20 protein-coding genes are annotated in these 23,160 nt (G+C 56.8%); 5 read left to right on the forward strand and 15 right to left on the reverse strand.

The annotated features are described in order from the left end of the window. Positions 1 to 123: 123 nt before the first annotated feature. Positions 124 to 1,392: a stationary phase inducible protein CsiE gene (csiE, locus tag AC6I8C_RS14185; RefSeq protein ID WP_497822860.1), complete on the forward strand. Its 1,269-nt coding sequence runs from the start codon at positions 124 to 126 to the stop codon at positions 1,390 to 1,392. Here the strand turns inward: csiE and AC6I8C_RS14190 are convergent. Then, positions 1,374 to 2,522: a 3-phenylpropionate MFS transporter gene (locus AC6I8C_RS14190; protein ID WP_497822861.1), complete on the reverse strand. Its 1,149-nt coding sequence runs from the start codon at positions 2,520 to 2,522 to the stop codon at positions 1,374 to 1,376. The genes csiE and AC6I8C_RS14190 overlap by 19 nt on opposite strands. A gap of 128 nt (positions 2,523 to 2,650) precedes the next feature. Further along, complete coding sequence (gene glyA, locus AC6I8C_RS14195; protein WP_013358744.1) at positions 2,651 to 3,904, reverse strand: serine hydroxymethyltransferase; 1,254 nt, start codon at positions 3,902 to 3,904, stop codon at positions 2,651 to 2,653. Positions 3,905 to 4,231: 327 nt separating this feature from the next. Here glyA and hmpA point away from each other — a divergent pair, with 327 nt between their 5' ends. After that, a complete protein-coding gene (gene hmpA / locus AC6I8C_RS14200) occupies positions 4,232 to 5,416 on the forward strand; it encodes an NO-inducible flavohemoprotein (RefSeq protein WP_497822862.1) in 1,185 nt (394 codons plus the stop codon). Between the two features lie 373 nt (positions 5,417 to 5,789). Here hmpA and glnB read toward each other — a convergent pair whose 3' ends face one another. The 5 genes from glnB to purL form a co-directional block, all read right to left on the reverse strand. Further along, positions 5,790 to 6,128 carry a nitrogen regulatory protein P-II gene (gene glnB, locus AC6I8C_RS14205; RefSeq protein WP_003848647.1) on the reverse strand — a complete coding sequence of 113 codons (339 nt, stop codon included), beginning with the start codon at positions 6,126 to 6,128 and terminating at the stop codon, positions 5,790 to 5,792. Between the two features lie 184 nt (positions 6,129 to 6,312). Further along, on the reverse strand, positions 6,313 to 7,647 hold the full coding sequence (glrR, locus tag AC6I8C_RS14210) for a two-component system response regulator GlrR (protein ID WP_497823346.1): 1,335 nt from the start codon (positions 7,645 to 7,647) through the stop codon (positions 6,313 to 6,315). Beyond that, positions 7,647 to 8,315: a two-component system QseEF-associated lipoprotein QseG gene (gene qseG / locus AC6I8C_RS14215; RefSeq protein WP_497822863.1), complete on the reverse strand. Its 669-nt coding sequence runs from the start codon at positions 8,313 to 8,315 to the stop codon at positions 7,647 to 7,649. Before qseG ends, glrR begins: the two co-directional genes overlap by 1 nt. A gap of 3 nt (positions 8,316 to 8,318) precedes the next feature. Further along, positions 8,319 to 9,746, reverse strand: a complete 1,428-nt coding sequence (locus tag AC6I8C_RS14220; RefSeq protein WP_497822864.1) for a sensor histidine kinase — start codon at positions 9,744 to 9,746, stop codon at positions 8,319 to 8,321. A 562-nt stretch (positions 9,747 to 10,308) separates the two neighbouring features. Continuing rightward, positions 10,309 to 14,196 carry a phosphoribosylformylglycinamidine synthase gene (purL, locus tag AC6I8C_RS14225; RefSeq protein ID WP_497822865.1) on the reverse strand — a complete coding sequence of 1,296 codons (3,888 nt, stop codon included), beginning with the start codon at positions 14,194 to 14,196 and terminating at the stop codon, positions 10,309 to 10,311. 267 nt (positions 14,197 to 14,463) lie between these two features. On the opposite strand from purL, the gene mltF reads away from it, so the two are divergent. Beyond that, complete coding sequence (gene mltF / locus AC6I8C_RS14230) at positions 14,464 to 15,921, forward strand: membrane-bound lytic murein transglycosylase MltF (protein ID WP_013358751.1); 1,458 nt, start codon at positions 14,464 to 14,466, stop codon at positions 15,919 to 15,921. Here the strand turns inward: mltF and tadA are convergent. Further along, complete coding sequence (gene tadA, locus AC6I8C_RS14235; protein ID WP_147789540.1) at positions 15,918 to 16,409, reverse strand: tRNA adenosine(34) deaminase TadA; 492 nt, start codon at positions 16,407 to 16,409, stop codon at positions 15,918 to 15,920. The genes mltF and tadA overlap by 4 nt on opposite strands. 63 nt (positions 16,410 to 16,472) lie before the next feature. Continuing rightward, entirely contained in the window at positions 16,473 to 17,111 is a 639-nt protein-coding gene (gene yfhb / locus AC6I8C_RS14240; protein WP_033733545.1) for a phosphatidylglycerophosphatase C, read from the reverse strand. 155 nt (positions 17,112 to 17,266) lie between these two features. Here yfhb and AC6I8C_RS14245 point away from each other — a divergent pair, with 155 nt between their 5' ends. Both AC6I8C_RS14245 and AC6I8C_RS14250 read left to right on the forward strand, forming a co-directional pair. Then, positions 17,267 to 18,106: a MurR/RpiR family transcriptional regulator gene (locus AC6I8C_RS14245; RefSeq protein WP_010257643.1), complete on the forward strand. Its 840-nt coding sequence runs from the start codon at positions 17,267 to 17,269 to the stop codon at positions 18,104 to 18,106. Positions 18,107 to 18,161: 55 nt separating this feature from the next. Further along, positions 18,162 to 18,410 (forward strand): YfhL family 4Fe-4S dicluster ferredoxin, encoded by a 249-nt coding sequence (locus AC6I8C_RS14250; protein ID WP_033733547.1) that lies wholly within the window; start codon positions 18,162 to 18,164, stop codon positions 18,408 to 18,410. Here AC6I8C_RS14250 and acpS read toward each other — a convergent pair. From acpS to lepB, 6 genes are all read right to left on the reverse strand, one after another. Beyond that, the gene (gene acpS, locus AC6I8C_RS14255; protein WP_013358755.1) at positions 18,407 to 18,787 is read right to left on the reverse strand and encodes a holo-ACP synthase; all 381 of its coding nucleotides are present in this window, start codon (positions 18,785 to 18,787) and stop codon (positions 18,407 to 18,409) included. The two genes, AC6I8C_RS14250 and acpS, sit on opposite strands and share 4 nt — an antisense overlap. Beyond that, positions 18,787 to 19,518: a pyridoxine 5'-phosphate synthase gene (gene pdxJ / locus AC6I8C_RS14260; protein WP_013358756.1), complete on the reverse strand. Its 732-nt coding sequence runs from the start codon at positions 19,516 to 19,518 to the stop codon at positions 18,787 to 18,789. The genes acpS and pdxJ overlap by 1 nt, the downstream gene beginning before the upstream one ends. 72 nt (positions 19,519 to 19,590) lie before the next feature. Then, positions 19,591 to 20,319, reverse strand: a complete 729-nt coding sequence (gene recO / locus AC6I8C_RS14265; protein ID WP_033733548.1) for a DNA repair protein RecO — start codon at positions 20,317 to 20,319, stop codon at positions 19,591 to 19,593. Positions 20,320 to 20,323: 4 nt separating this feature from the next. Continuing rightward, positions 20,324 to 21,229 (reverse strand): GTPase Era, encoded by a 906-nt coding sequence (era, locus tag AC6I8C_RS14270; RefSeq protein ID WP_033733549.1) that lies wholly within the window; start codon positions 21,227 to 21,229, stop codon positions 20,324 to 20,326. 144 nt (positions 21,230 to 21,373) lie between these two features. Further along, complete coding sequence (gene rnc / locus AC6I8C_RS14275) at positions 21,374 to 22,054, reverse strand: ribonuclease III (protein WP_010257656.1); 681 nt, start codon at positions 22,052 to 22,054, stop codon at positions 21,374 to 21,376. A 131-nt stretch (positions 22,055 to 22,185) separates the two neighbouring features. Next, a complete protein-coding gene (gene lepB, locus AC6I8C_RS14280) occupies positions 22,186 to 23,160 on the reverse strand; it encodes a signal peptidase I (RefSeq protein WP_033733550.1) in 975 nt (324 codons plus the stop codon).

A 23,160-nucleotide genomic window follows, 5' to 3' on the forward strand; every position in this document is an offset into this window, starting at 1 on the left:
ATCTATAAGTAACAAAATTTTGTGACCCGCCTTAAACCTCCGGCAAATAAACCGCGTAAACCGCGCGGGCGCTGACCGGGTTGACTACGCTTAGCTCAAAATAGCCTGCTGGAAATCTGATTGATGAGTTCTGCTACCCCTTTGGCACCACTCTTCACCCGTTCACAGCGTCAGTGCCATCTTTTATTGTTGCTGTTTCTGCCCGCACCCGTGCTTACGCTTGAAAAAATCTGCCAGCTGAATGGCATCGATCCTGCCGTTGCCCGACAGGATATCGCGGATGTAGGCCTTGAGATACACCGATATCACCAGCTGGAATTGCATCAGATGGTGGATGGCAGCTTTCGTCTTCATGGTACAGAGCTGGACCGGCGCCTTTGTCTGTTGCACAACCTGCGACGCAGTCTGCGTTTATCGCAGGACTTTGTCTGCCAGCATTTTGCCACGCCGCTGCGTCAGCGCCTGAAGGTCATGAAGATTGAAAAAGCGTTGTGGGATGAGACTAATTTACAGGCGCTGATTCAGCACTGCAGCCTGCGTCTGAAACGTGATTTCAGCGAACGTGACCGGCTTTTTCTGCAGATATTTATGAAGTATGGCTTGTGCCAGCGTCAGCCGGTGCTGTTCAGTGAGGCGCAGTCTCTCTGGCTGCAGCAGAAGCCTGAGCGGCAGGCCGCCGAAGATGTGATACATCACTGGCGAAAACGCTGCCATCTTGCCCCGCACGTCAGTGAAACCGACTTCTGGACGCTGCTGTTCAGCCAGATTCATACGCCGGTCGTGGACGTAATTACCCATCCTGCTGAGCAGCAGTTGATGAACGCGACGCAGCAACTGATCAATGACTTTGAAGCCTGCGCCGAAATCACCTTTGCTGACCGCGACGAACTGCTGCACCAGCTCTACCCGCATCTGGCGCAGGCGCTGGATCGCACTCACTTTACTATCGGTATCGACAATAGCGTCGCACTGGATGTCAGCCGCCTCTATCCTCGCCTGCTGCGCACCACTCAGCAGGCCCTGCAGGCTTTTGAGCAGCATTACAACATTACTTTTACGCCGGAAGAGGTGAGTTTAGTCACCATTATATTTGGTGCCTGGCTGATGCAGGAGAGTGCGCTGCAGGAGAAACAGGTCCTGATCCTGACCGGCGACGATGCCGATCTGGAGCAGGACGTGGAGCAGCAGATCCGGGAGATCACGCTGCTGCCTGTCAATATTTCCTACCTGGACGTAAAGCAGTTTCAGCGGGACGGCGCGCCGCGGGATGTCGACATCATCATTTCGCCCTACCCTACTTCGCTGCCCTTATTCTCTCCGCCGCTGGTGCATGCGGAACTGCCGCTGACGCTGCACCATCAGCAGCGCATTCGTTATTTACTGGAGTCGTAGCCGGGACGCAGAAACAGTGCGGGCAGCGCCACCAGTGCCATCACCCAGAAAAGATGCCCCTGCAGATGCGCGAACAGCACGCCGCAAATCATGGTCATTACTGCAATACCCCCGCCCATCGCCAGCGCGGAATAGAGCGACTGCAGCCGGATCACTTCCGTCCCCTGCCGCGCCGCGATAAAGCGCATTGCCGCCAGATGACAGACGGTGAAACTGCCACAGTGAAGGATTTGCGCCACAATCAGCAGCGGCAGCGCGGTGCTGGCTCCCAGCAGGCCCCAGCGAATGAGCGCGCAGATGCCTGAAAGCAGCAGCAGGTCACGCGCGCTCCAGCGGCGGAACAGGCGGTTGCTCAGAGCGAACACGATAATTTCCGCCACTACACCCAGCGACCAGAGATAACCCACCGTCGAGGCGGAGTAGCCGCTCTCCTGCCACCAGATAGCGCTGAAGCCGTAATAGGCAGCGTGCGCGCCCTGCAGCAGCGTTACGCAGAGCATAAATCGCCATACTGCATTTTCACGCAGCAAAGCACGCCATTCCTGCCAGCCGCCGCCCGCAGCACTCTGACGCTCATGACCCTGTGGCTGGGTAGCCGGTCTCAGCATCATGCCAGCCAGCATGGCGATGACACCAACGGAAAGCAGCAGCAGAATAGCCTGAGAGGAGTAAGCACTGACCAGCACGCCGGTTAACGCCGAGCTGATCACAAAGGCCAGCGATCCCCACAGCCGCACCGGCCCGTACGCCAGTCCAATCTGCTGTGTCCAGGTCGCAGCCAGCGCATCACTGAGCGGCACCAGCGGCGAGAAGAAGAGGTTAAAGCCGATCATCACAGTCAGCAGCCACATCCACTGCTCACCTACCCAGAAACCGACGGCGAACAGGCTGGTCATCAACGCCAGCAGACGCAGCGCCGTAATCAACCGTGAAGGATTTTTGACCTGAGAAGCGATAAGCAGACTGCCGACGAAGCGCGCGACCATGCCACAGCCGAGCAGCAGGCCAATTTTCTCAGCATCCAGGCCGGTGCCTTTCAGCCACACGCCCCAGAATGGCAGATAGATGCCGTAACAGAAGAAGTAAGTGAAGTAGCCCAATCCGAGCCATCTGGCGGAGCCGATTGCCATATTCCCTCCAGCAGGTTTGCTGCCTCGCAGCATGAGTGGGCGCTACTCTGGCAGAGCGCCGGGGGACAGGCAATAAAAAAGGATGGCAGATGCCATCCTTTTTATGCTGTCTCACAACAGGTTAGCGATTAAGCGTAGACCGGCAGACGGCTGCAGATATCCAGCACTTTCTTCTTGGTGCGCTCAATGGTTGCTTCGTCATTGATGTTATCCAGCACATCGGCAATCCAGCCAGCCAGCTCACGCACGTCTGCTTCTTTGAAGCCACGACGGGTAACTGCTGGTGTACCGATACGGATACCGGACGTCACAAACGGGCTTTTCGGGTCGTTTGGCACGCTGTTCTTGTTAACCGTGATGTTGGCACGGCCCAGCGCCGCATCGGCTTCTTTACCGGTCAGGTTCTTGCTCACCAGATCGATCAGGAACAGATGGTTATGGGTGCCGCCAGACACGATGTCGTAGCCACGCTCGATCAGCACTTCTACCATCGCTTTGGCGTTTTTTGCCACCTGCTGCTGATAGGTTTTGAACTCTGGCTCCATCGCCTCTTTGAAGGCAACTGCTTTACCGGCGATAACGTGCATCAGTGGACCGCCCTGGCCGCCAGGGAAGACAGCAGAGTTCAGTTTCTTATAGAAATCTTCGTCGCCGTTTTTCGCCAGAATGATGCCGCCGCGCGGACCCGCCAGCGTTTTATGGGTGGTAGAGGTCACGATGTGCGCATGTGGAATCGGGCTTGGATAGACTTCTGCGGCAATCAGGCCAGCAACGTGTGCCATATCGACAAACAGCCATGCACCTACGCTATCCGCGATTTCGCGCATTTTTGCCCAGTCGCAGACGCCGGAGTACGCAGAGAACCCGCCAACGATCATTTTTGGCTTATGGGTTTTCGCCAGTTCAGCCAGTTCGTCGTAGTCGATTTTGCCGGTCTCATCGATACCGTAAGCAACAACGTTATAGAGTTTGCCGGACAGGTTAACCGGTGAGCCGTGAGTCAGGTGTCCACCGTGCGCCAGGTTCATCCCGAGGATGGTATCGCCCGGCTGCAGCAGCGCGGTGTAAACCGCGAAGTTAGCCTGTGAACCAGAGTGAGGCTGCACGTTAGCGTAATCAGCGCCAAACAGTTCTTTTGCACGGTCGATCGCCAGTTGCTCAACGATATCAACGTACTCACAGCCGCCATAGTAACGTTTGCCCGGATAGCCTTCAGCGTATTTATTGGTGAGCTGAGAACCCTGCGCCTGCATAACACGCGGGCTGGTGTAGTTTTCAGAAGCAATCAGTTCAATGTGCTCTTCCTGACGCACTGTCTCCTGCTCCATTGCCTGCCACAACTCGGCATCGTAATCGGCAATGTTCATATCACGCTTTAACATCCGGATCTCCTGACTCAGCTAACTTTCTGACGGTATTTACCCCCCTTCAGGGGCGAAGGCCCACAGTGTAAACCGTTTTAACAGGTGAAGGTAGGGTGAACCGCCTCTTTTTACGCAAACGATTGGCTGACTGCTGGCACGGCATTTTTACACCTTTTTACCCCGTTCAGACGCCACGATTTTTCTTCAGACTGTGACAAAGGTTTTTCATGATGCACTAAAAAGTTGCCACTCAAACAACCAGAAAGTTCATTGGGTTATTTACACCGCAGACGGAGCGGCTATAAGATGCATTTAAAATACATGTTTATCTGAGAGGCTACTTCTATGCTTGATGCCCAAACCATCGCTACCGTTAAATCGACCCTGCCTGCCATCGCTGCCTGCGGCCCAAAGCTTACGGCCCACTTCTATGACCGCATGCTGTCGCACCATCCGGAACTCAAAAACGTCTTCAACATGAACAACCAGCGCAACGGCGATCAGCGTGAAGCGCTGTTCAACGCCATCTGCGCCTATGGCGCGAATCTGGAGAATCTGGCGGCGCTGCTGCCTGCGGTGGAAAAGATTGCGCAGAAACATACCAGCCTCAATATTCAGCCTGCGCAGTACGCCATCGTCGGTGAAAATCTGTTGGCCACCATCAAAGAGCTGCTGGATCCAGGCGAAGAGGCGCTGGCGGCATGGGGCCAGGCCTACGGCGTACTGGCGAGCGTATTCATCAATCGCGAAGAGGAAATTTATCAGGCCACAGAGCAGCAAACCGGTGGCTGGCGCGGCACCCGGGCGTTTCGCATCAGCGCGATTGCGCAGCAGAGCGATGTGATTAAAAGCTTTACCTTCACGCCGGTGGATGGCGGCCCGGTCGCCGCCTTTAAGACCGGTCAGTATCTGACGGTGCATCTGCAGCCTGCCAGCTTCGAAAATCATCAGATTCGTCAGTACTCGCTGACGCATCTCAGCAACGGCAAAGCGTATCGCATCGCGGTGAAACGCGAAGCGCAGGGCACCGTCTCCGGCTGGCTGCATCAGAATGGCAAGGTGGGTGATGAGCTGATGCTCGCCGCGCCGCACGGTGACTTCTTCCTTGAGGTCGATCATGTCACGCCAGTAACGCTGATTTCCGCAGGCGTGGGTCAGACGCCGATGCTGGCGATGCTGCATGCGCTGGCAGCAAGCCAGCACCATGCGCCGGTCAGCTGGCTGCACGCCGCAGAGAACGGTAAACAGCATGCGTTTAGCGAAGAAGTTATTGCAACTGGCGCGCAGCTCGCCGATTTCGTCAGTCATGTCTGGTACCGTGATCCTGCGACTGAAGATGCCGGTCGCTATGACGCGCAGGGTCTGATGGATATCACCGCGCTTTCAGAACGTCTCACCTCACCTGACACCCACTTCTACCTCTGCGGCCCCCTGCCTTTTATGCAACATGTGGTAGCGCAACTGCGTGATGCCGGTGTGGCAGATTCACACATCCATTACGAACTCTTTGGCCCGCACAAAGGGATGTGATTCAGCCATAAAAAAAGCCCGCGCTACGGGCTTAGATAACCGGCACTCCGATGTGAACCGGCAGCTACGCATAAACTAAAAGCGAAGGGAACACGGGCAGAAGAGGAAAGCGTCCCGCGCCAGGGACGGCGCGGGCCGAGCGGCCAGGGACGGTTTAAGCGCCTTTCCGATCTGACCGTGTTTCCTGAGCAGGCACAATCAAGCAGCTACCTGTTGCAAACTGCTGCTAATCCAATATAAATCTGGCAGCGAAAAATCAGCTAAAAGCCGGATAAATACTGTCTCACAGCTAACCTCACCAGGTTTTTCCAGCATAAAAAAAGCCCGCAGCGCGGGCTTCTTTTATGCTGATAAAGAGCTAATAAAAAGACAATCAGATCGCCTCTTCATCCTCTTCACCCGTACGGATACGCACTACGCGCGCCACGTCGAAGACGAAGATCTTACCGTCACCGATTTTGCCGGTCTGCGCCGTGCGCATAATGGTCTCGACGCAGGTATCAACGATATCGTCGCCCACCACCATCTCGATTTTCACTTTAGGTAAAAAATCGACCATATACTCTGCGCCGCGGTACAGCTCGGTGTGCCCTTTCTGGCGACCAAAGCCCTTCACTTCACTCACGGTCATCCCGGTGATGCCCACTTCCGCTAAGGCTTCACGAACATCATCGAGTTTGAATGGTTTGATAATCGCATCAATCTTTTTCATGTCAGACCCTTTTTCACTCCCTCCATGGTCAGAGGGTTTATCAAGTATAAATGTTACTGGCGCTGTCGGGCGGTAATATCCGGGTTTCTTCAGGTTGCCGCAAGCGCTGTCAGATTGTGCTGACTGCAGCCATTCTGCGTCGGGCCTGAGCAGTCAACCTCCCGGTATCACTTCGTCGCCCCCGCTACTCTTTGAAATCACTGGCGTCCAGTTCATGCCGGGACAGCAGCTTATAGAACTCCGTGCGATTACGCCCGGCCAGACGTGCGGCGTTGGTCACATTGCCTTTGGTCATCTGCAATAACTTGCGCAGATAGTTCAGCTCAAACTGATTGCGCGCCTCCGCAAAGGTCGGCAACGCGCTGTTCTCGCCGCTTAAGGCCTGCTCCACCAGCGCATCGCTAATTACCGGCGATGAACTCAGTGCCACGCACTGCTCAATCACGTTCACCAGCTGACGCACGTTGCCCGGCCAGCTGGCCGCCATCAGACGCTTCATCGCATCGACGGAAAAACTGCGAATCTGCGGTTTATGCCGTTCTGCCGCCTGACGTAACAGATGATTAGCCAGCAGCGGGATATCTTCGGTGCGCTGATGCAGCGCCGGAATCTTCAGATTCACCACATTCAGACGATAGAAGAGATCCTCGCGGAATTCCTTCTTCTCCATCGCCTTTGGCAGATCGCGATGGGTAGCTGAAATGATGCGCACGTCGATCTCAATATCGTGATCGCTGCCCAGCGGCCTGACCTTACGCTCCTGCAGCACCCGCAGCAATTTCACCTGCAGCGGTTGCGGCATATCGCCAATCTCATCCAGGAACAGCGTGCCGCCGCCAGCGGTTTTAAACAAACCGTCACGGGCACTGACCGCACCAGTAAACGCCCCTTTAGCGTGACCGAACAGCTCTGATTCCAGCAGTTGCTCAGGCAGTGCGCCACAGTTAATGGCGACAAACGGCTTGCCGTTACGCGGGCTGGCGGCGTGAATTGCCTGCGCCAGCATCTCTTTACCGGTGCCGCTCTGACCGTTAATGAGCACGCTGACATCGGACTGCGCCACCATGTGCGCCTGCTCCAGCAGCTTCAACATCAGCGGGCTGCGGGTGACAATCGCTTCGCGCCAGCGGTCATCGCTGACCGGCGCCTGCTGTGCCAGCGCCTCATCAATGGCTTTATAGAGCGCATCTTTGTCCACCGGTTTGGTCAGGAAGCTGAAGACGCCCTGCTGCGTGGCAGAGACCGCGTCCGGAATGGAGCCGTGCGCCGTCAGGATAATCACTGGCAAGTTGGTATGGCGTTTCTGGATTTCGCCAAACAGCGCCAGACCGTCCATTTCATCCATCCGCAGATCGCTGATCACCAGCTCGATTTTCTCTTTCTGCAGCAGACGCAACGCTTCGGGTCCGCTGGCCGCGATGGTGACCTGATATCCTTCGCTGCGAAGACGCATGCCCAGCAGCTTCAGCAGGCTGGGATCGTCATCCACCAGCAGCAATTTTGCCGCTTGTCTCACCATCATTGCTCCTCATCCTGCGGCAGTGCCGTGCCGTGACCGCTGTCAGACACATCCGGGGCTTTGCGTGATGAAAGCTGACGCTCAATGTCAGTCAGCCGCTCCAGCTTATGCTGTGTGTCGCTGAGCTGCTGCTGCTGTTTCACCATCTGCTGGCGTAGCGACTCAAGCTGCGTATCACTGCTCTGCTGCAGATGAGCATAACGGGTGCGCGCTTCACTGAGGTCAAGCTGCGCGGTCTGATTACTGCGCCACAGCTGAATCAGCGGGCGCACGGACTGCGGAAAATCGCTGCTGTAGCGATCCAGGGTTTCAACATAGCGACGACGCTCAACCGGCGTTACATTGCCGTTGGACATCAGCACGCCCTGCTTGAAGGCGCGAGACCAGTTTTCAGCCGGCCAGCGATGGGCTTCGGCACGGGCCTCCGCGGGAGAAAGACGTTCGGCACAATCGATCGCCCGCATCCAGTAGAGGGTGTTACCCAGCGCCGTACTCTTTTCTATCGGCCACAGGTCACTGCAGCGGGTCGCCAGGTAATCAGCGATTCTGACCTCGGGTTCCGCCACCTGATGGCCTGACGGCAAAGAGGAGGTGGCCGGGGAGGTCGTACATCCGCTGAGGAGCAGCGTAGTCAGCGTGCTCAACAGCAAAGCAGGTAAATATTTCATCAGTCAGACTTTCCCGGCTGTGGTGTTCAGTTCAATTCGAAAACAGACGTCAGCCTGCTCGCATGAGACCAGCATCAGGTCGCCCTGCATCCGGCGCAGGCAATCTTTGGCGATACTCAATCCCAGCCCGCTGCCTTTCACCGGCCCTTTACGCTGCTGGCTGCCCTGGTAGAACGGTTCGAAAATCATTGCCTGCTCTTCCGGCGGGATCGGCGAGCCGCTATTCGCGACCTCAATCCAGACCCGATCGCCCTGCTGCTGACTGCGAAGCCAGATGGTACCGGATTCGCTGCCGTAGTTCACGGCGTTCGAATAGAGGTTATCGATGACCCGCATCAGTAACATCGGTTCTGCAAGGCAGTGACTGACCTTAAGATCGACGACCGTCTGCATTAGTTTGGCGCGCGCCGAGAGCGCATGTGCGTTAACGACATCTTCCACAATCTCCGCCACGCTGACCGGCTCCAGCGCAATCGGGCCATCCGCCAGTTTGCGGTTGTAATCGAGCAGCTGTTCAATCAGCTGCTGCAGATGACGGCTGCTGCTGTCGAGGATAGTAACCACCTCTTTTTGATCGGCATTCAGCGAGCCGGCGACTTCGTCCGCCAGCAGTTCCGTGCCTTCACGCAGGCTGGCCAGCGGCGTTTTCAGCTCGTGAGAGAGATGGCGAAGAAATTCATGACGCTGCGATTCCAGCCACTGAAGCCGCTCGCTGAGCCAGACGATGCGCTGTCCCAGCGAGCGTAATTCGCGCGGACCGCGAAATGTCCCGCTGTTACCCAGTGCCCGCCCTTCGCCAAGCCGGTTAATCATCCGTTCAATGCGCTTAACCGGACCGATAATCATGCCGGTAAACAGCGTCATCAGTGCCAGACTGATGATAAACAGAATCAGCGCCTGCCAGCCAAAAAACTGGCCGCGATCGGCAATTTCGCGCTGCAACTGTAAGCCACGCGAAAAGACCACCTCGCGCGTGTCCTGCACCATCTGCGCATTGGTCGCAGAAAAGCGATCCAGCGCCTCTGCGGCAACCGGCACCGGATTGCCATTGTCACATTTTAGTGGCGTCAGCAGCGGCAGCGTCGCCTGTAAGGTCTGGAATGCGGGCAGTTCGGGCAGGCTGGCGCTGTGTGAGCTCAGCATCTGACTGTAGCGGGTATGCTGAGTCTGATAGAGGCGCGCCAGCGAGGCATCATCCAGCACACAGTACTGGCGATAGCTACGCTCCAGCTCAACTGCCGTTCGCGCCATCGCCTCACTTCTGCGTACATCGGTAAAGGTATTACGGTTGGTGTCCGCAGCCTGTTCGCTTAATGCAGAGAGACTTTCCCACGCCTGCCAGGCCAGCACCAGCAGGGGCAGCAGCACCAGGACAAACGCCATCAGCACCAGCTGACGCAGAGAACGGGGAAATAAACGCCATTTTTTCACGCAGCCGCTTCCTTAAGATTCGCTGTCTGGATGCTAGCGGACTCTGTCTGCGGAAGAAAGGGGAACAAAAGAAAACGGCAGGCTCAATCGCCTGCCGCTGGCACGACGCGTAGTGCATCGCGTAAGAATGGGTGGAGCCTTACTCAACGTTACGTCCGGTGTTTGATAACGCAAGCGATTATCGGTCAGGTGGACGGCAGGCTCCGTTTGGTGCGTCATTCGGGCTTTATGAGCTCTTATCCGCTAAGCGGGGCAATCATAAACAGGTGAATGAGCAGCTGCATGAGTATAGCAAGTTCCATGCCAGAAAATAAATAATTATATTTTTCAGCAAATTGAGCAGTCCCGCCCGCTGACTGTCGCGAAAAATCTTATATCAGCACAGGCTATCTGTCTCCTTAAGGCGACACTAAAACCAGTCTGATAAGCACACATTAAAAATCAACGAGATAAATGTCACCATACAGCGACAGTGCAATGACTCTGTTGTCGCCATTTGCCAACAGCGGCGCAAAAAAGAACAGGAGGCACGCTGGCCTCCTGTTCATTTCAGTGGATTAAATTAGCCCAGCTGTCTGCGCGCATTGCGGAAAATGCGCATCCACGGACTGTCTTCGCCCCACTCGGCCGGATGCCAGGAGTTGCTGACGGTACGGAACACGCGTTCCGGATGCGGCATCATAATGGTGACGCGGCCACTTTCATTGGTCACAGCGGTGATGCCGTTAGGAGAACCATTCGGGTTAGCCGGATAGGTTTCTGTCACCTTGCCGAAGTTATCGACAAAGCGCAGTGCCACCAGCCCTTTCGACTCCAGCGCTGCCAGATGCGTCGCATCGCGGACTTCGACAAAGCCTTCACCGTGCGACACCGCGATAGGCATATGCGAACCTGCCATGCCGTCCAGCAGCAGTGACGGACTGGCGGCCACTTCAACCAGGCTGAAGCGTGCTTCAAAGCGCTCAGACTGGTTACGCACGAAGCGCGGCCAGAGATCGCTGCCCGGGATCAGTTCGCGCAGGTTGGACATCATCTGGCAACCGTTGCAGACGCCCAGCGCCAGGGTTTGTGGACGGTGGAAGAAGGTTTCGAACTCGTCGCGCACGCGTGGGTTGAACAGAATCGATTTCGCCCAGCCCTCACCGGCACCCAGCACATCACCGTAAGAGAAGCCGCCACAGGCCACCAGCGCCTGGAACTCTTCCAGACCGCGACGTCCGGCCAGCAGATCGCTCATATGAACGTCAATGGCGGTGAAACCGGCCCTGTCAAAGGCGGCGGCCATCTCGACGTGTGAGTTCACGCCCTGCTCACGCAGCACCGCAACGCGTGGACGTGCGCCAGTTGCGATCATCGGCGCCGCCACATCTTCCTGCGGATTGAAGGTCAGATTCACGTTCAGGCCAGGGTCGCTGTCGTTCTTCTTCGCTTCATGCTCCTGATCGGCACACGCCGGGTTGTCACGCAGGCGCTGCATCTGCCAGGTGGTTTCCGCCCACCAGGTGCGCAGCGTGGTACGGCTTTCGCTGTAAACCGCGCTGTCACCGGCACGGATCACAAAGCGATCGCCCGGCTGTGCGCTGCCCAGCAGATGCGTCGAGGCGGCAAGGCCGTGATCCGCCAGGATCTGCTCAACCACCGCGCGATCGGCGGCATTGATCTGGATCACCGCGCCCAGCTCTTCGGTAAACAGAGCAGCCAGCGCATCGTTGCCCAGCGAGGCGATATCAACGTCGATACCGCAGTGACCGGCAAACGCCATTTCGGCCAAGGTCACCAGCAGACCACCGTCGGAGCGGTCGTGGTAGGCCAGCAATTTCTGCTCAGCCACCAGCGCCTGAATCGCATTGAAGAAGCCCGCCAGCTGTGTCGCATCACGCACGTCGGCAGGTTTATCGCCGAGCTGACGATAGACCTGCGACAGCGCGGTTGCGCCCAGCGTATTCGCGCCGTTGCCCAGGTCAATCAGCAGCAGCAGGTTGTCCTGTTCCGCCTGCAGCTGTGGCGTGACGGTACGACGAACATCTTCGACGCGGGCAAATGCAGTAATCACCAGCGACAGCGGCGAGGTCATCTCACGCTGTTCGGTGCCTTCCTGCCAGCGGGTTTTCATCGACATCGAATCTTTACCGACCGGGATAGTGATCCCCAGCGCCGGGCAAAGCTCTTCGCCGACCGCTTTCACCGCTGCATATAAACCGGCATCTTCGCCCGGATGACCGGCTGCAGACATCCAGTTAGCCGAGAGTTTCACGCGTTTCAGCGAACCAATCTGCGTTGCCGCCAGGTTAGTCAGTGCTTCACCCACCGCCAGACGACCCGACGCCGCGAAGTCCAGCAGCGCAACCGGAGAACGTTCGCCCAGGGCAAAGGCTTCGCCGTGGTAGCTGTCGAGACTGGCGGTAGTCACCGCACAGTTGGCAACCGGGATCTGCCACGGGCCGACCATCTGATCGCGCGCTACCATGCCGGTCACGCTGCGGTCACCGATGGTGATCAGGAAGGTTTTCTCCGCTACGGCAGGCAGATGCAGCACGCGATTCACCGCATCGACCAGCGTAATGCCGTCGCGCTGCAGTTCGGTACCCTGTGCCTGCTGTGTCACCACATCACGCGTCATCTTCGGCGTTTTGCCCAGCAGCACGTCAAGCGGCATGTCGATTGGCTTATTATCGAAATGGCTATCTTCCAGGCTCAGGTGCAGTTCTTCGGTCGCTTCACCAATCACCGCGAACGGAGCACGTTCGCGCTGGCATATCGCCTCAAACTGTGCGAGCTGATCGGGCGCGACGGCCATCACATAACGTTCCTGTGATTCGTTACACCAGACTTCCAGCGGGCTCATGCCTGGCTCGTCACTCAGGATGTCACGCAGGTTAAACCGGCCACCGCGGCCACCATCGCTGACCAGCTCCGGCATGGCGTTGGAAAGGCCGCCCGCGCCTACGTCGTGAATAAACAGAATCGGGTTCTCATCGCCCAGCTGCCAGCAGCGGTCGATCACTTCCTGGCAACGGCGTTCCATTTCCGGGTTATCACGCTGAACCGAGGCGAAGTCGAGATCGGCATCCGACTGGCCCGAGGCCATGGATGATGCCGCGCCGCCGCCCAGGCCGATGTTCATAGCCGGTCCACCCAGCACCACCAGCTTCGCGCCGACGGTGATTTCGCCTTTCTGCACGTGATCGGCACGGATGTTACCGATGCCGCCCGCCAGCATAATCGGCTTGTGATAGCCGCGCAGCTCGGTGCCGTTGTGGCTGGTGACCTGCTCTTCATAGGTACGGAAATAGCCATTCAGTGCCGGACGACCAAATTCATTGTTAAACGCAGCGCCGCCCAGGGGCCCGTCGGTCATGATTTCCAGTGCGCTGACGATGCGCGCCGGTTTGCCGAAGTCTTCTTCCCACGGCTGTTCAAAGCCCGGAATGCGCAGGTTAGAAACCGAGAATCCAACCAGGCCCGCTTTGGGCTTGGAGCCGCGTCCGGTTGCGCCTTCATCACGGATCTCACCACCGGAACCGGTCGCGGCACCAGGCCACGGCGAGATGGCCGTTGGATGGTTATGCGTTTCCACCTTCATCAGGATATGGGCAGCTTCCTGATGCCAGCGGTATTCGCTCTCGCCGGCGTCAGCAAAGAAGCGGCCAACCTCTGACCCTTCCATCACGGCGGCGTTATCTTTATAAGCAGAGAGCACGAAGTCCGGCGTCTGCTCCATGGTGTTTTTGATCATCTTAAACAGCGACTTCGGCTGTTTCTCGCCGTCGATAATCCAGTCGGCGTTGAAAATCTTGTGACGACAGTGCTCAGAGTTCGCCTGCGCAAACATATAGAGTTCAATGTCGTTGGGATTGCGGCCCAGCGCGGTAAATGCCGCCACCAGGTAGTCAATTTCATCGTCTGCCAGCGCCAGACCCAGCGAGATATTTGCCTGAACCAGCGCCTGACGGCCCTCACCCAGCAGATCGACGCTCTTCACCGGCTGCGGCGTATGGTGCGCAAACAGCTGCTCAGCCTGCGCCAGATCGCTATAGACCGTCTCCATCATCCTATCGTGCAGAAATGTACCCAGCGTCTGCCACTGCGCTTCTGTCAGTTGCAGAGCCTGCACATAAAAAGCCAGACCGCGTTCCAGACGGCGTACCTGCGGCAGGCCGCAGTTATGAGCAATGTCGGTGGCTTTGGATGACCAGGGCGAAATGGTGCCGGGACGTGGCGTCACCAGCAGCAGACGTCCCTGCGGGGCATGTTCAGCGAGAGAGGGACCATACTTCAGCAGGCGTTGCAGGCGGCTCTGTTCGTCAGCGGTTAAAGGCGTACTGACATCAGCAAAATGGATGTACTCAGCGTAAATATCACTCACCGGCAGATGAGCGTCCTGAAAGCGGGTCAGCAGTTTGTTTACACGAAATGCCGACAGGGCGGGCGAACCACGCAGAATTTCCATTAATAAGTCTCTCGTCAGGGCGCCGGGCGACGCTTGATTGGGCGCAACAGGGAAAACGGGGCGTATTATAGAGAAAGCGACCTCGCGACGAAACCGTTTGCGCACAATTTTTGGCAACCCGGATTTGCCTGAATTTTGCGCAAAAGCTGCTATAAAAGTTGCTCAGTGTGATTTTGTTGCGCAAAATGCCCCTCGCTCTGGGAGTTCAAAGAAGATAAATACTGCCTTTAAAAGACAGAGGCCTTAGAGCCAGCGAGAGATAACTATTTGAAACGCCTAAAATTTAATTATCTGTTTATCGGTCTGGTTGCCGTGCTGTTAGCGTTAGCGCTGTGGCCATCCATTCCCTGGTATGGGGGTGGGCAGGACAGGATTTCACAGATTAAATCACGGGGAGTCCTGCGGGTCAGTACCATCAACTCCCCATTAACGTACTACACAGTTAACCAGTTACCGGCCGGTATGGATTATGAGCTGGCAAAACGCTTCGCCGATTATCTTGGCGTCAAACTGAAGGTGACGGTTCGTCCTAACCTGAGCGATCTGTTTGATGACCTTGACGAGGGTAAAGCCGATTTGCTGGCCGCTGGCCTGAACTACAACAATGAACGCCTGACGCGCTATCAGACCGGGCCAGGTTACTACAACGTTTCACAACAGCTGGTCTATCGCGTGGATAAGCCACGCCCTAAAAACCTCGGTGACTTAAAGGGGCGGCTGACGGTTGCGTCCGGATCGGCCTATCTGTCCACGCTGAAGAGCGCGCGTTCCAATCAGTTCCCCGATCTGGACTGGGCGATCTCCACCGATCAGAGTCCTAAAGCCCTGCTGGAAGCGGTCGCCGACGGCAAGCTCGACTACACCATTGGTGACTCGGTGACCATCGCCCTGCTGCAGCGCATCTATCCGCAGCTGGCGGTGGCGTTCGATGTTACCGATGAAGAGCCGGTGACCTGGTATGTGCGGCACAGCGATGACGACAGTCTGAATGCAGCAATGCTCGACTTCTTTAATGGTATGGGCGAAGAAGGCGCGATGGCGCGGCTGGAGGAGAAATACCTCGGTCACGTCGGCACCTTTGACTATGTTGATACCCGCACATTCCTGCGCGCCATCGACAATACGCTGCCCGACATCAAGCCGCTGTTTGAGAAGTATGCCACCAGCATCGACTGGCGGCTGCTGGCAGCGATCTCTTATCAGGAGTCGCACTGGAACCCGCAGGCTACCTCACCGACCGGCGTGCGCGGCATGATGATGCTGACGCGTAACACCGCTGATAGCCTGGATGTGGGCGATCGAACCGATCCCGAACAGAGCATTCGCGGCGGCAGTCAGTATCTGCAGGATATGATGGCGAAGGTGCCGCAGACCATCCCGGAAGATGAGCGCATCTGGTTTGCGCTGGCGGCTTATAACATGGGTTATGCCCATATGCTTGACGTCCGCAAGCTGACGGCACGCCAGGGCGGTAATCCGGACAGCTGGGCGGATGTGAAGCTACGTCTGCCCATGTTAAGCCAGAAGCGCTACTACACTCAGACAGCTTATGGCTATGCCCGTGGGCATGAAGCCTATAACTACGTAGAGAATATCCGCAAGTATCAGATAAGCCTGGTGGGTTATCTGCAGGAGCAGGAGAAGCGTCTGGCGCGGCAGGCTGAAGCCCAGGCCGAACTGGCGAAGGGCTACCCGGCGGTCGAACCGAAGATCGCCATGAACTAACCCTGGCGTTGCGCCTGACGCAGCGCTTTTTTCTGCTCGCGACGCATACGGAAGAAGTCGCTCAGCATGGCGGCACACTCTTCAGCCAGCACGCCGCTATGCAGTTCAACCTGATGATTCATGCCAGGATGGCCCAGTACATCCAGCAGCGATCCCGCCGCCCCACTTTTAATATCGTGCGCACCGTAGACCAGTCGGCTAATACGGCTGTGAACCATGGCACCAGCGCACATCACACACGGCTCCAGCGTAACGTAAAGCGTTGTATCCAGCAGGCGGTAATTTTCCAGTATTTTACCGCCCTGCCGCAGCGCCATGATCTCTGCATGCGCGGTCGGATCGTGCTGGCCGATGGGCCGGTTCCAGCCTTCCCCAATCACCCGGTCGTTCTGAACCAGCACGGCTCCCACCGGCACTTCGCCCTGCTCCCAGGCGCGGCGCGCCAGGCTAAGCGCGTGGCGCATCCAGTATTCATCTTGTTGTTTCACGCTGACCACTCCGGGCGACTGAAAAGCGGCGCATTATAGCGATCTCTGCGAGCGTGTCGAAACTTATTCCAGCTGTTGCAGTTCACCCGCCGGGGTTACACGCCAGCGATGCTGACAGAAGAACAGTAACGGGTTGTCCTGTTTGCTGTCGCTGTAGCCACTGTAGAGCTGTAACGGCGTGCCGATTTTCTCTTCAAGCTGGGCCACTTTCTCATGACCGAGGCAGCGCATCGCCAGCACACGCCCGCCCCAGCCGCGCCGCATCTGACTGGCAATCAGCTTCACGCGTGGCAGAAACGCGGAGTCGTAATAGACCTGCTCTACCAGCGACTGTGGCGATCCGGTGATCAGCCAGACGTCAGCGTCATCACTGCCGAGGTAATCCGTCAGGCGCTGCTGTACCACCGGAAAGGCTTTTACGCGCAGGCGAAACCACTGGGCAAACTCGGCTTCGAGGCGCAGCAATGTCTGCTCGGATCGGCCAAAGGTAATTGACCAGAGCAGCAGGCTCATAGGCCAGCGTGCCGCGCGGCCTTTAAACAGCAGGCCGATGCCCACCACCGGCAGTAAGGGCACCACCAGCAGCAGATTAAGCGGGCGGCGACGCAGCAGATAGCGCATAAAGGTGCCGAACATGTCCTGCTGATGCAAAGTGCCATCGAGGTCGAAAAATACGATGCGACGTTGTGTTCCCCTGGTCAAACAACTCTCCTTAACGGCTGATTCCTGGATGATAAAGAGTAGTGTAGCCATCATCAGGCGGTACGGCGATGACGGTCATTTTTAATTCCGATGACTACAATGCCCGATGAATAGTTTATTCTTCACTGATTATCCCTGGATTACGAGGATTGGGCATGAGTTCATTGCTGCGCATTCGCCAGCTTTATCCACGTCTGGCATTGAACGAGCGTCGGCTGGCGGATTTTTTACTGTCGCAACCCGATCGGGCACGTCACCTGAGTTCGCAAAAGCTGGCGGAAGAGTCGGGCGTCAGCCAGTCGAGCGTGGTGAAGTTTGCTCAGAAGCTGGGATATAAAGGCTTTCCGGCGCTTAAGCTGGCTCTGAGTGAGTCACTGGCGGACAAGGATGCCATTACCGTGCATAACCATATTCTCAGCGACGATCCGCTTAAAATGGTGGGGGAAAAGCTGCTGACCGAAAAGCTCTCGGCGATCCGCGCCACGCTGGATATTAATAGCGAAGAGAAGCTAAACGATGTGTTACAGCTGCTGAAAAATGCCCGGCGCATTTTACTGGTCGGCATCGGCGCATCGGGCCTGGTGGCAAAGGACTTCTCCTGGAAGCTGATGAAGATTGGTATCAATGCGGTGGCGGAACAGGACATGCACGCCCTGCTGGCCAGCGTGCAGGCGATGGGACCAGGCGATGTGCTACTCGCTATTTCCTACACCGGGGAACGGCGCGAGATTAATCTGGCGGCGCAGGAAGCAGTTCAGGTTGGGGCCGATGTGGTGGCGTTTACCGGCTTTACACCGAATACCCTGCAGCAGAGCGCCAGCTACTGTCTCTACACGGTGGCGGAAGAGCAGAGCACCCGCAGCGCGGCGATCTCCTCGACCACAGCGCAGCTGGCCCTGACCGATCTGCTGTTTATGGCGCTGGTGCAAAACGATCCGGAACGTGCGTCGAGTCATATTCGTCACAGCGAAGCGCTGGTGAAAAAGCTGGTCTGATCAGTGGCAGCGCGTATAATACCCGCGTTTTTTCTGTTGTTACCAGGTGGGATAAATGGCGCTGTTGATTACGTCCAGATGCATTAACTGTGATATGTGTGAACCGGAGTGCCCGAACCAGGCGATTTCACTGGGCGATGCGATCTATGAGATTGATGTCAGCCGCTGCACGGAATGCGTCGGGCATTACGAAGCGCCAACCTGTCAGCGGGTCTGCCCCATCGACAACACCATTATCACTGACCCACAGCACACCGAATCACGCGATGCGCTGTGGGATAAGTTCGTGCTGCTGCACGGCTAGCTTTCAATAATTACCGTGGCGCAGGCGTAGTGACGCTCGTCGGCCAGCGTTACGTGAACGTGGTTAACGCCCAGCTTCTCTGCCACGTCAGCGGCCTGCTGAAAGAAGCGTAACCCCGGTTTACCCAGCGCATCGTTGTAAACTTCGAACTGATTAAATGCCAGACCACCGCGAATGCCGGTGCCGAAGGCTTTGGCTGCCGCCTCTTTAACCGCAAAGCGTTTAGCGAGAAAGCGCACCGGCTGTTTGTGCGCCTGATACTGCTGCCATTCGGCTTCACTCAGCACCCGACGCGCCAGCCGGTCGCCGGAGCGCGCTATCACGTCGGCGATGCGTTCAATCTCAACGATGTCGCTGCCCAGACCCAGAATAGCCATCAGCGGCGGGCTTCACGCAGCAGTTGCTTCATCTCTTTGACCGCATCCGGCAGGCCACTCATCACCGCACGGCCGATAATCGCATGGCCGATATTCAGCTCATGCATTTCCGGCAGCGCCGCAATCGGCAGCACGTTGTGGTAGGTCAGACCGTGACCGGCATTCACCTTCAGCCCCAGGCTGGCGGCAAAGGTCGCGGCATGGCGAATACGTGCCAGCTCTGCGTCACGCGCTCGTCCCTCGGGAGCCTCGGCATAAGCGCCGGTGTGAATTTCGATGTAAGGCGCACCGGTAGCAACGGCTGCTTCGATCTGGCGGTGGTCAGCATCAATAAACAGTGAAACCAGAATGCCCGCGTCACGCAGCAGTCGTACGGCCGCGTTCATCTTCTCCTGCTGCCCTGCCACATCTAGTCCGCCTTCCGTGGTCACTTCCTGACGCTTTTCCGGCACCAGACAGCAGAAATGGGGCTGGATATCACAGGCGATGCCGATCATCTCATCAGTGACCGCCATCTCCAGATTCATGCGCGTCTGGATGGTGTCACGCAGAATACGCACGTCGCGGTCAGTAATGTGACGGCGATCTTCGCGCAGGTGCACCGTAATGCCGTCTGCGCCTGCCTGCTCGGCGATGAATGCCGCCTGCACCGGATCGGGATAGTTTGTCCCACGGGCGTTACGCACCGTGGCAATGTGATCGATATTGACGCCTAACAGCAACTCAGCCATAACCATCCTCACTTCTTTTCCATCGTGATGTTGAGTGTACCGCGCAACTATAAACCGTCGGGACACCCTGCGCTATTCATCTGCCTGTTCGGGCTTTTTCTTTGGGATAAACTGGCGGAACAGCTCCTGACTTTTCAGCGGCTTGCCACCCAGGTAGGGCTTCAGGGCTATACGGGTAAACCGCTTCGCAGCGCGCAGCGTGTCGGCATCGGGAAACTCACGTTCGCACAGGGCGTGCAACTCACGGCCGGTAAAGCTGCGCTGATTGACTACCAGACTGGCGATAAAACCACGCTCTTCACGGTAGCTGTACGTCATGTCGTCGCTGACAGGCTCGCCGCTGCCGGCACAATGCAGGAAGTCGACGCCGTAGCCCAGGTGACCGAGCAGCGCCAGTTCAAAACGGCGTAGTGCCGGTTCGGGCTTGCCGTGCGTTGAGGCTAAAGCCTGAAGGCAGTTGAGATAGTCGAAGAAGAGTTCCTGGAAGGGAGATTCCGGCTGCAGTACGCGCGAGACCAGCTCATTGACGTAGAGACCGCAGTAGAGCGTAATGCCGCTGAGCGGTAAAGCCAGCGACACCGCTTCGGCGTTGCGCAGGGTTTTAACGTCCCCACGCCCGCTCCAGCGAACCAGCAGCGGGGTAAAAGGCTGTAACGCACCTTTCAGCTGGGAGCGCCGCGAGCGTGCGCCCTTGGCCAGCACCCGAACCCGCCCTTCGTTTTCGCTGAACAGGTCGAGCAGCAGGCTGGTTTCGCTGAAGGGACGACTATGCAGCACAAAGGCGCGTTGCCAGCCTTCCATTGAATCAGAGATCGTCTGTATAACCCAGGCTGCGCAGCGCTCGTTCGTCATCTGCCCAGCCGGATTTCACTTTCACCCACAGTTCGAGATGCACTTTCGCTTCGAACATCTCTTCCATGTCCCTGCGCGCTTCTGTTCCGATGACTTTAATTTTGGCACCTTTGTTGCCAATCACCATCTTCTTCTGCCCTTCGCGCTCGACCAGAATCAGTCCATGAATGTCGTAACCGCCGCGTTCGTTGGTCACGAAACGCTCAATCTCCACGGTGACCGAGTAAGGCAGTTCAGCGCCCAGGAAGCGCATCAATTTTTCACGGATCATCTCTGACGCCATGAAACGCTGAGAGCGATCGGTGATGTAATCTTCCGGGAAGTGATGATCGGCCTGCGGCAGATGCTTGCGGGTAATGGCCGCAATGGTATCGACGTTTTTGCCGCTCTCCGCAGAGATAGGCACGATATCAAGGAAGTTCATCTGCTGGCTGAGGAACTGCAGATGCGGCAGCAGAATGGTTTTATCCTGGATGTTGTCGACTTTATTCACAGCCAGCACAACCGGCACTTTATTGTCGCGCAGTTTGTTTAACACCATCTCATCATCTGGCGTCCAGCGGGTTCCTTCAACAACGAAGATCACCAGCTCTACGTCGCCGATAGAACTGCTGGCTGCACGGTTCATCAGACGGTTAATGGCGCGCTTCTCTTCCATGTGCAGTCCGGGGGTATCGACGTAAATCGCCTGATAGTTGCCCTCAGTATGAATGCCCATGATGCGGTGGCGCGTGGTTTGCGGCTTACGCGAGGTGATCGACACCTTCTGCCCCAGCAACTGGTTCAGTAAGGTGGATTTACCGACGTTCGGTCGGCCAACAATCGCGACAAAGCCGCAATAAGTAACGTTTTCGCTCATTCGAGTCCTGAATTGTTCAGCGCCTGATGCGGCGCCGAAGAGTGCTATTTGAGTCATGTGTCATTCAGCGTCTTCTGACGCCGGGATAGAGCTGTCAGAGGGTGATTGATTCAGCGCCGGTCCGGCACTGTCTCCCCGACAGACCTATTCGAGACCTAATTTTATCAGTGCCTGCTCAGCCGCTGCCTGCTCGGCTTTACGACGGCTGGAGCCGACGCCGACGACCGGCTCGGCCATGCCACTCACCTGACAGTGAATGGTAAATTCCTGATCGTGGGCTTCGCCACGCACCTGCACCACCAGATAACTTGGCAGCGGCAGATGACGTCCCTGCAGATACTCCTGCAGGCGCGTTTTGGGATCTTTTTGTTTGTCGCCAGGACTGATTTCATCCAGGCGCGTCTGATACCAGTCGAGGATCAGCTGCTCTACCCGCTCGATGCTGCTGTCGAGGAAGATGCCGCCAATCAGCGCTTCCACCGTATCCGCCAGGATCGATTCGCGACGGAAACCGCCGCTTTTCAGCTCACCCGGCCCTAAGCGCAGGCACTCGCCAAGATCAAATTCGCGAGCCATTTCAGCCAGCGTATTGCCACGCACCAGCGTGGCACGCATGCGGCTCATGTCACCTTCATCAACACGCGGGAAGCGGTGATAAAGGGCATTCGCAATCACATAGCTAAGAATAGAATCGCCCAGAAATTCCAGGCGCTCGTTGTGCTTACTGCTGGCGCTGCGGTGAGTCAGGGCCTGCTGTAACAGTTCCGAATGAGTAAAAGTGTAGCCCAGTTTGCGCTGAAGCTTGTTAATCAGGATGGGGTTCATGCGATTCCAGTTCTTTGTTGCGTCTGTGACTCTGCATACCAAACGGGGCTGGCAGTCCAACACGTTCCGTTTGGTGTGCAGTGGCCTCCCTGAGGAGGCCACCCGATTTGCCTGTTAATCAGACAAAATTATTAGTGGATACCGCCGATGCGACTGAATCGCACGCCGGTTGGCCACTGACCTTCTTGTTTCTCAAAGCTCATCCAGATAGCGACCGCTTTGCCGACCAGATTACGCTCAGGGACAAAGCCCCAGTAGCGGCTGTCGGCGCTGTTATCACGGTTGTCGCCCATCATGAAGTATTGCCCTTTCGGCACGACCCAGCTCGCCTGCGGCTGACCCGGCTGCTGATAATACATGCCTGCCTGACTCTGCGCTTCGTTAACCAGCAGAATGTCATGCGTCACGTTACCGATTGTCTCTTTACGTGTTCCCAGGCGCAGACCACCGCGCAGGGTATCGCCCTGTGGCACCTGATAAAAACCGTTGCCGGTTTCGTTGCCATCAAAGCCGCTAAAGGTCTGGATAAAGTTGCTTGGCTCAACGTCGGTGTAAGTCACTGCTAACGCTGTGTCGCAGGCTTTATCATCACCACAGGTCGGTTTCACCGTCAGCGTTTTGCTGTAAGGATCATAGATGACTTTATCGCCTGGCAGGCCAATAACGCGCTTAATGTAGTCCAGGCTCGGATCTTTCGGGTATTTAAATACCGCAATGTCGCCGCGCTTCGGCTGACCGGTTGGGATCAGCGTGGTCTGGGTAATCGGATCTTTAATGCCGTAAGCAAATTTCTCCACCAGAATAAAATCGCCAATCAGCAGTGTTGGCATCATCGAGCCAGAGGGAATCTGGAACGGTTCGTAAATAAACGAACGCACGATGAAAACCACAGCCAGCACCGGGAACACGGACGCGGTGGTCTCAACCCAGCCTGGCTGTGAAGAGACTTTCGCCAGCGTTTTGCTGTCAAGTGCGTTACCGGTCTGGGCCTGTGCCGCCGCCTGTTTTGCGCGACGCTCGGGTGCCCATTTGAAACGATCAATTACCCAGACGATGCCAGTAATCAGCGTCGCTATCGCCAGAATCAGGGCGAACATATTAGCCAT

The organism is Pantoea sp. X-Soil-YNGN-844, from assembly GCF_059730595.1.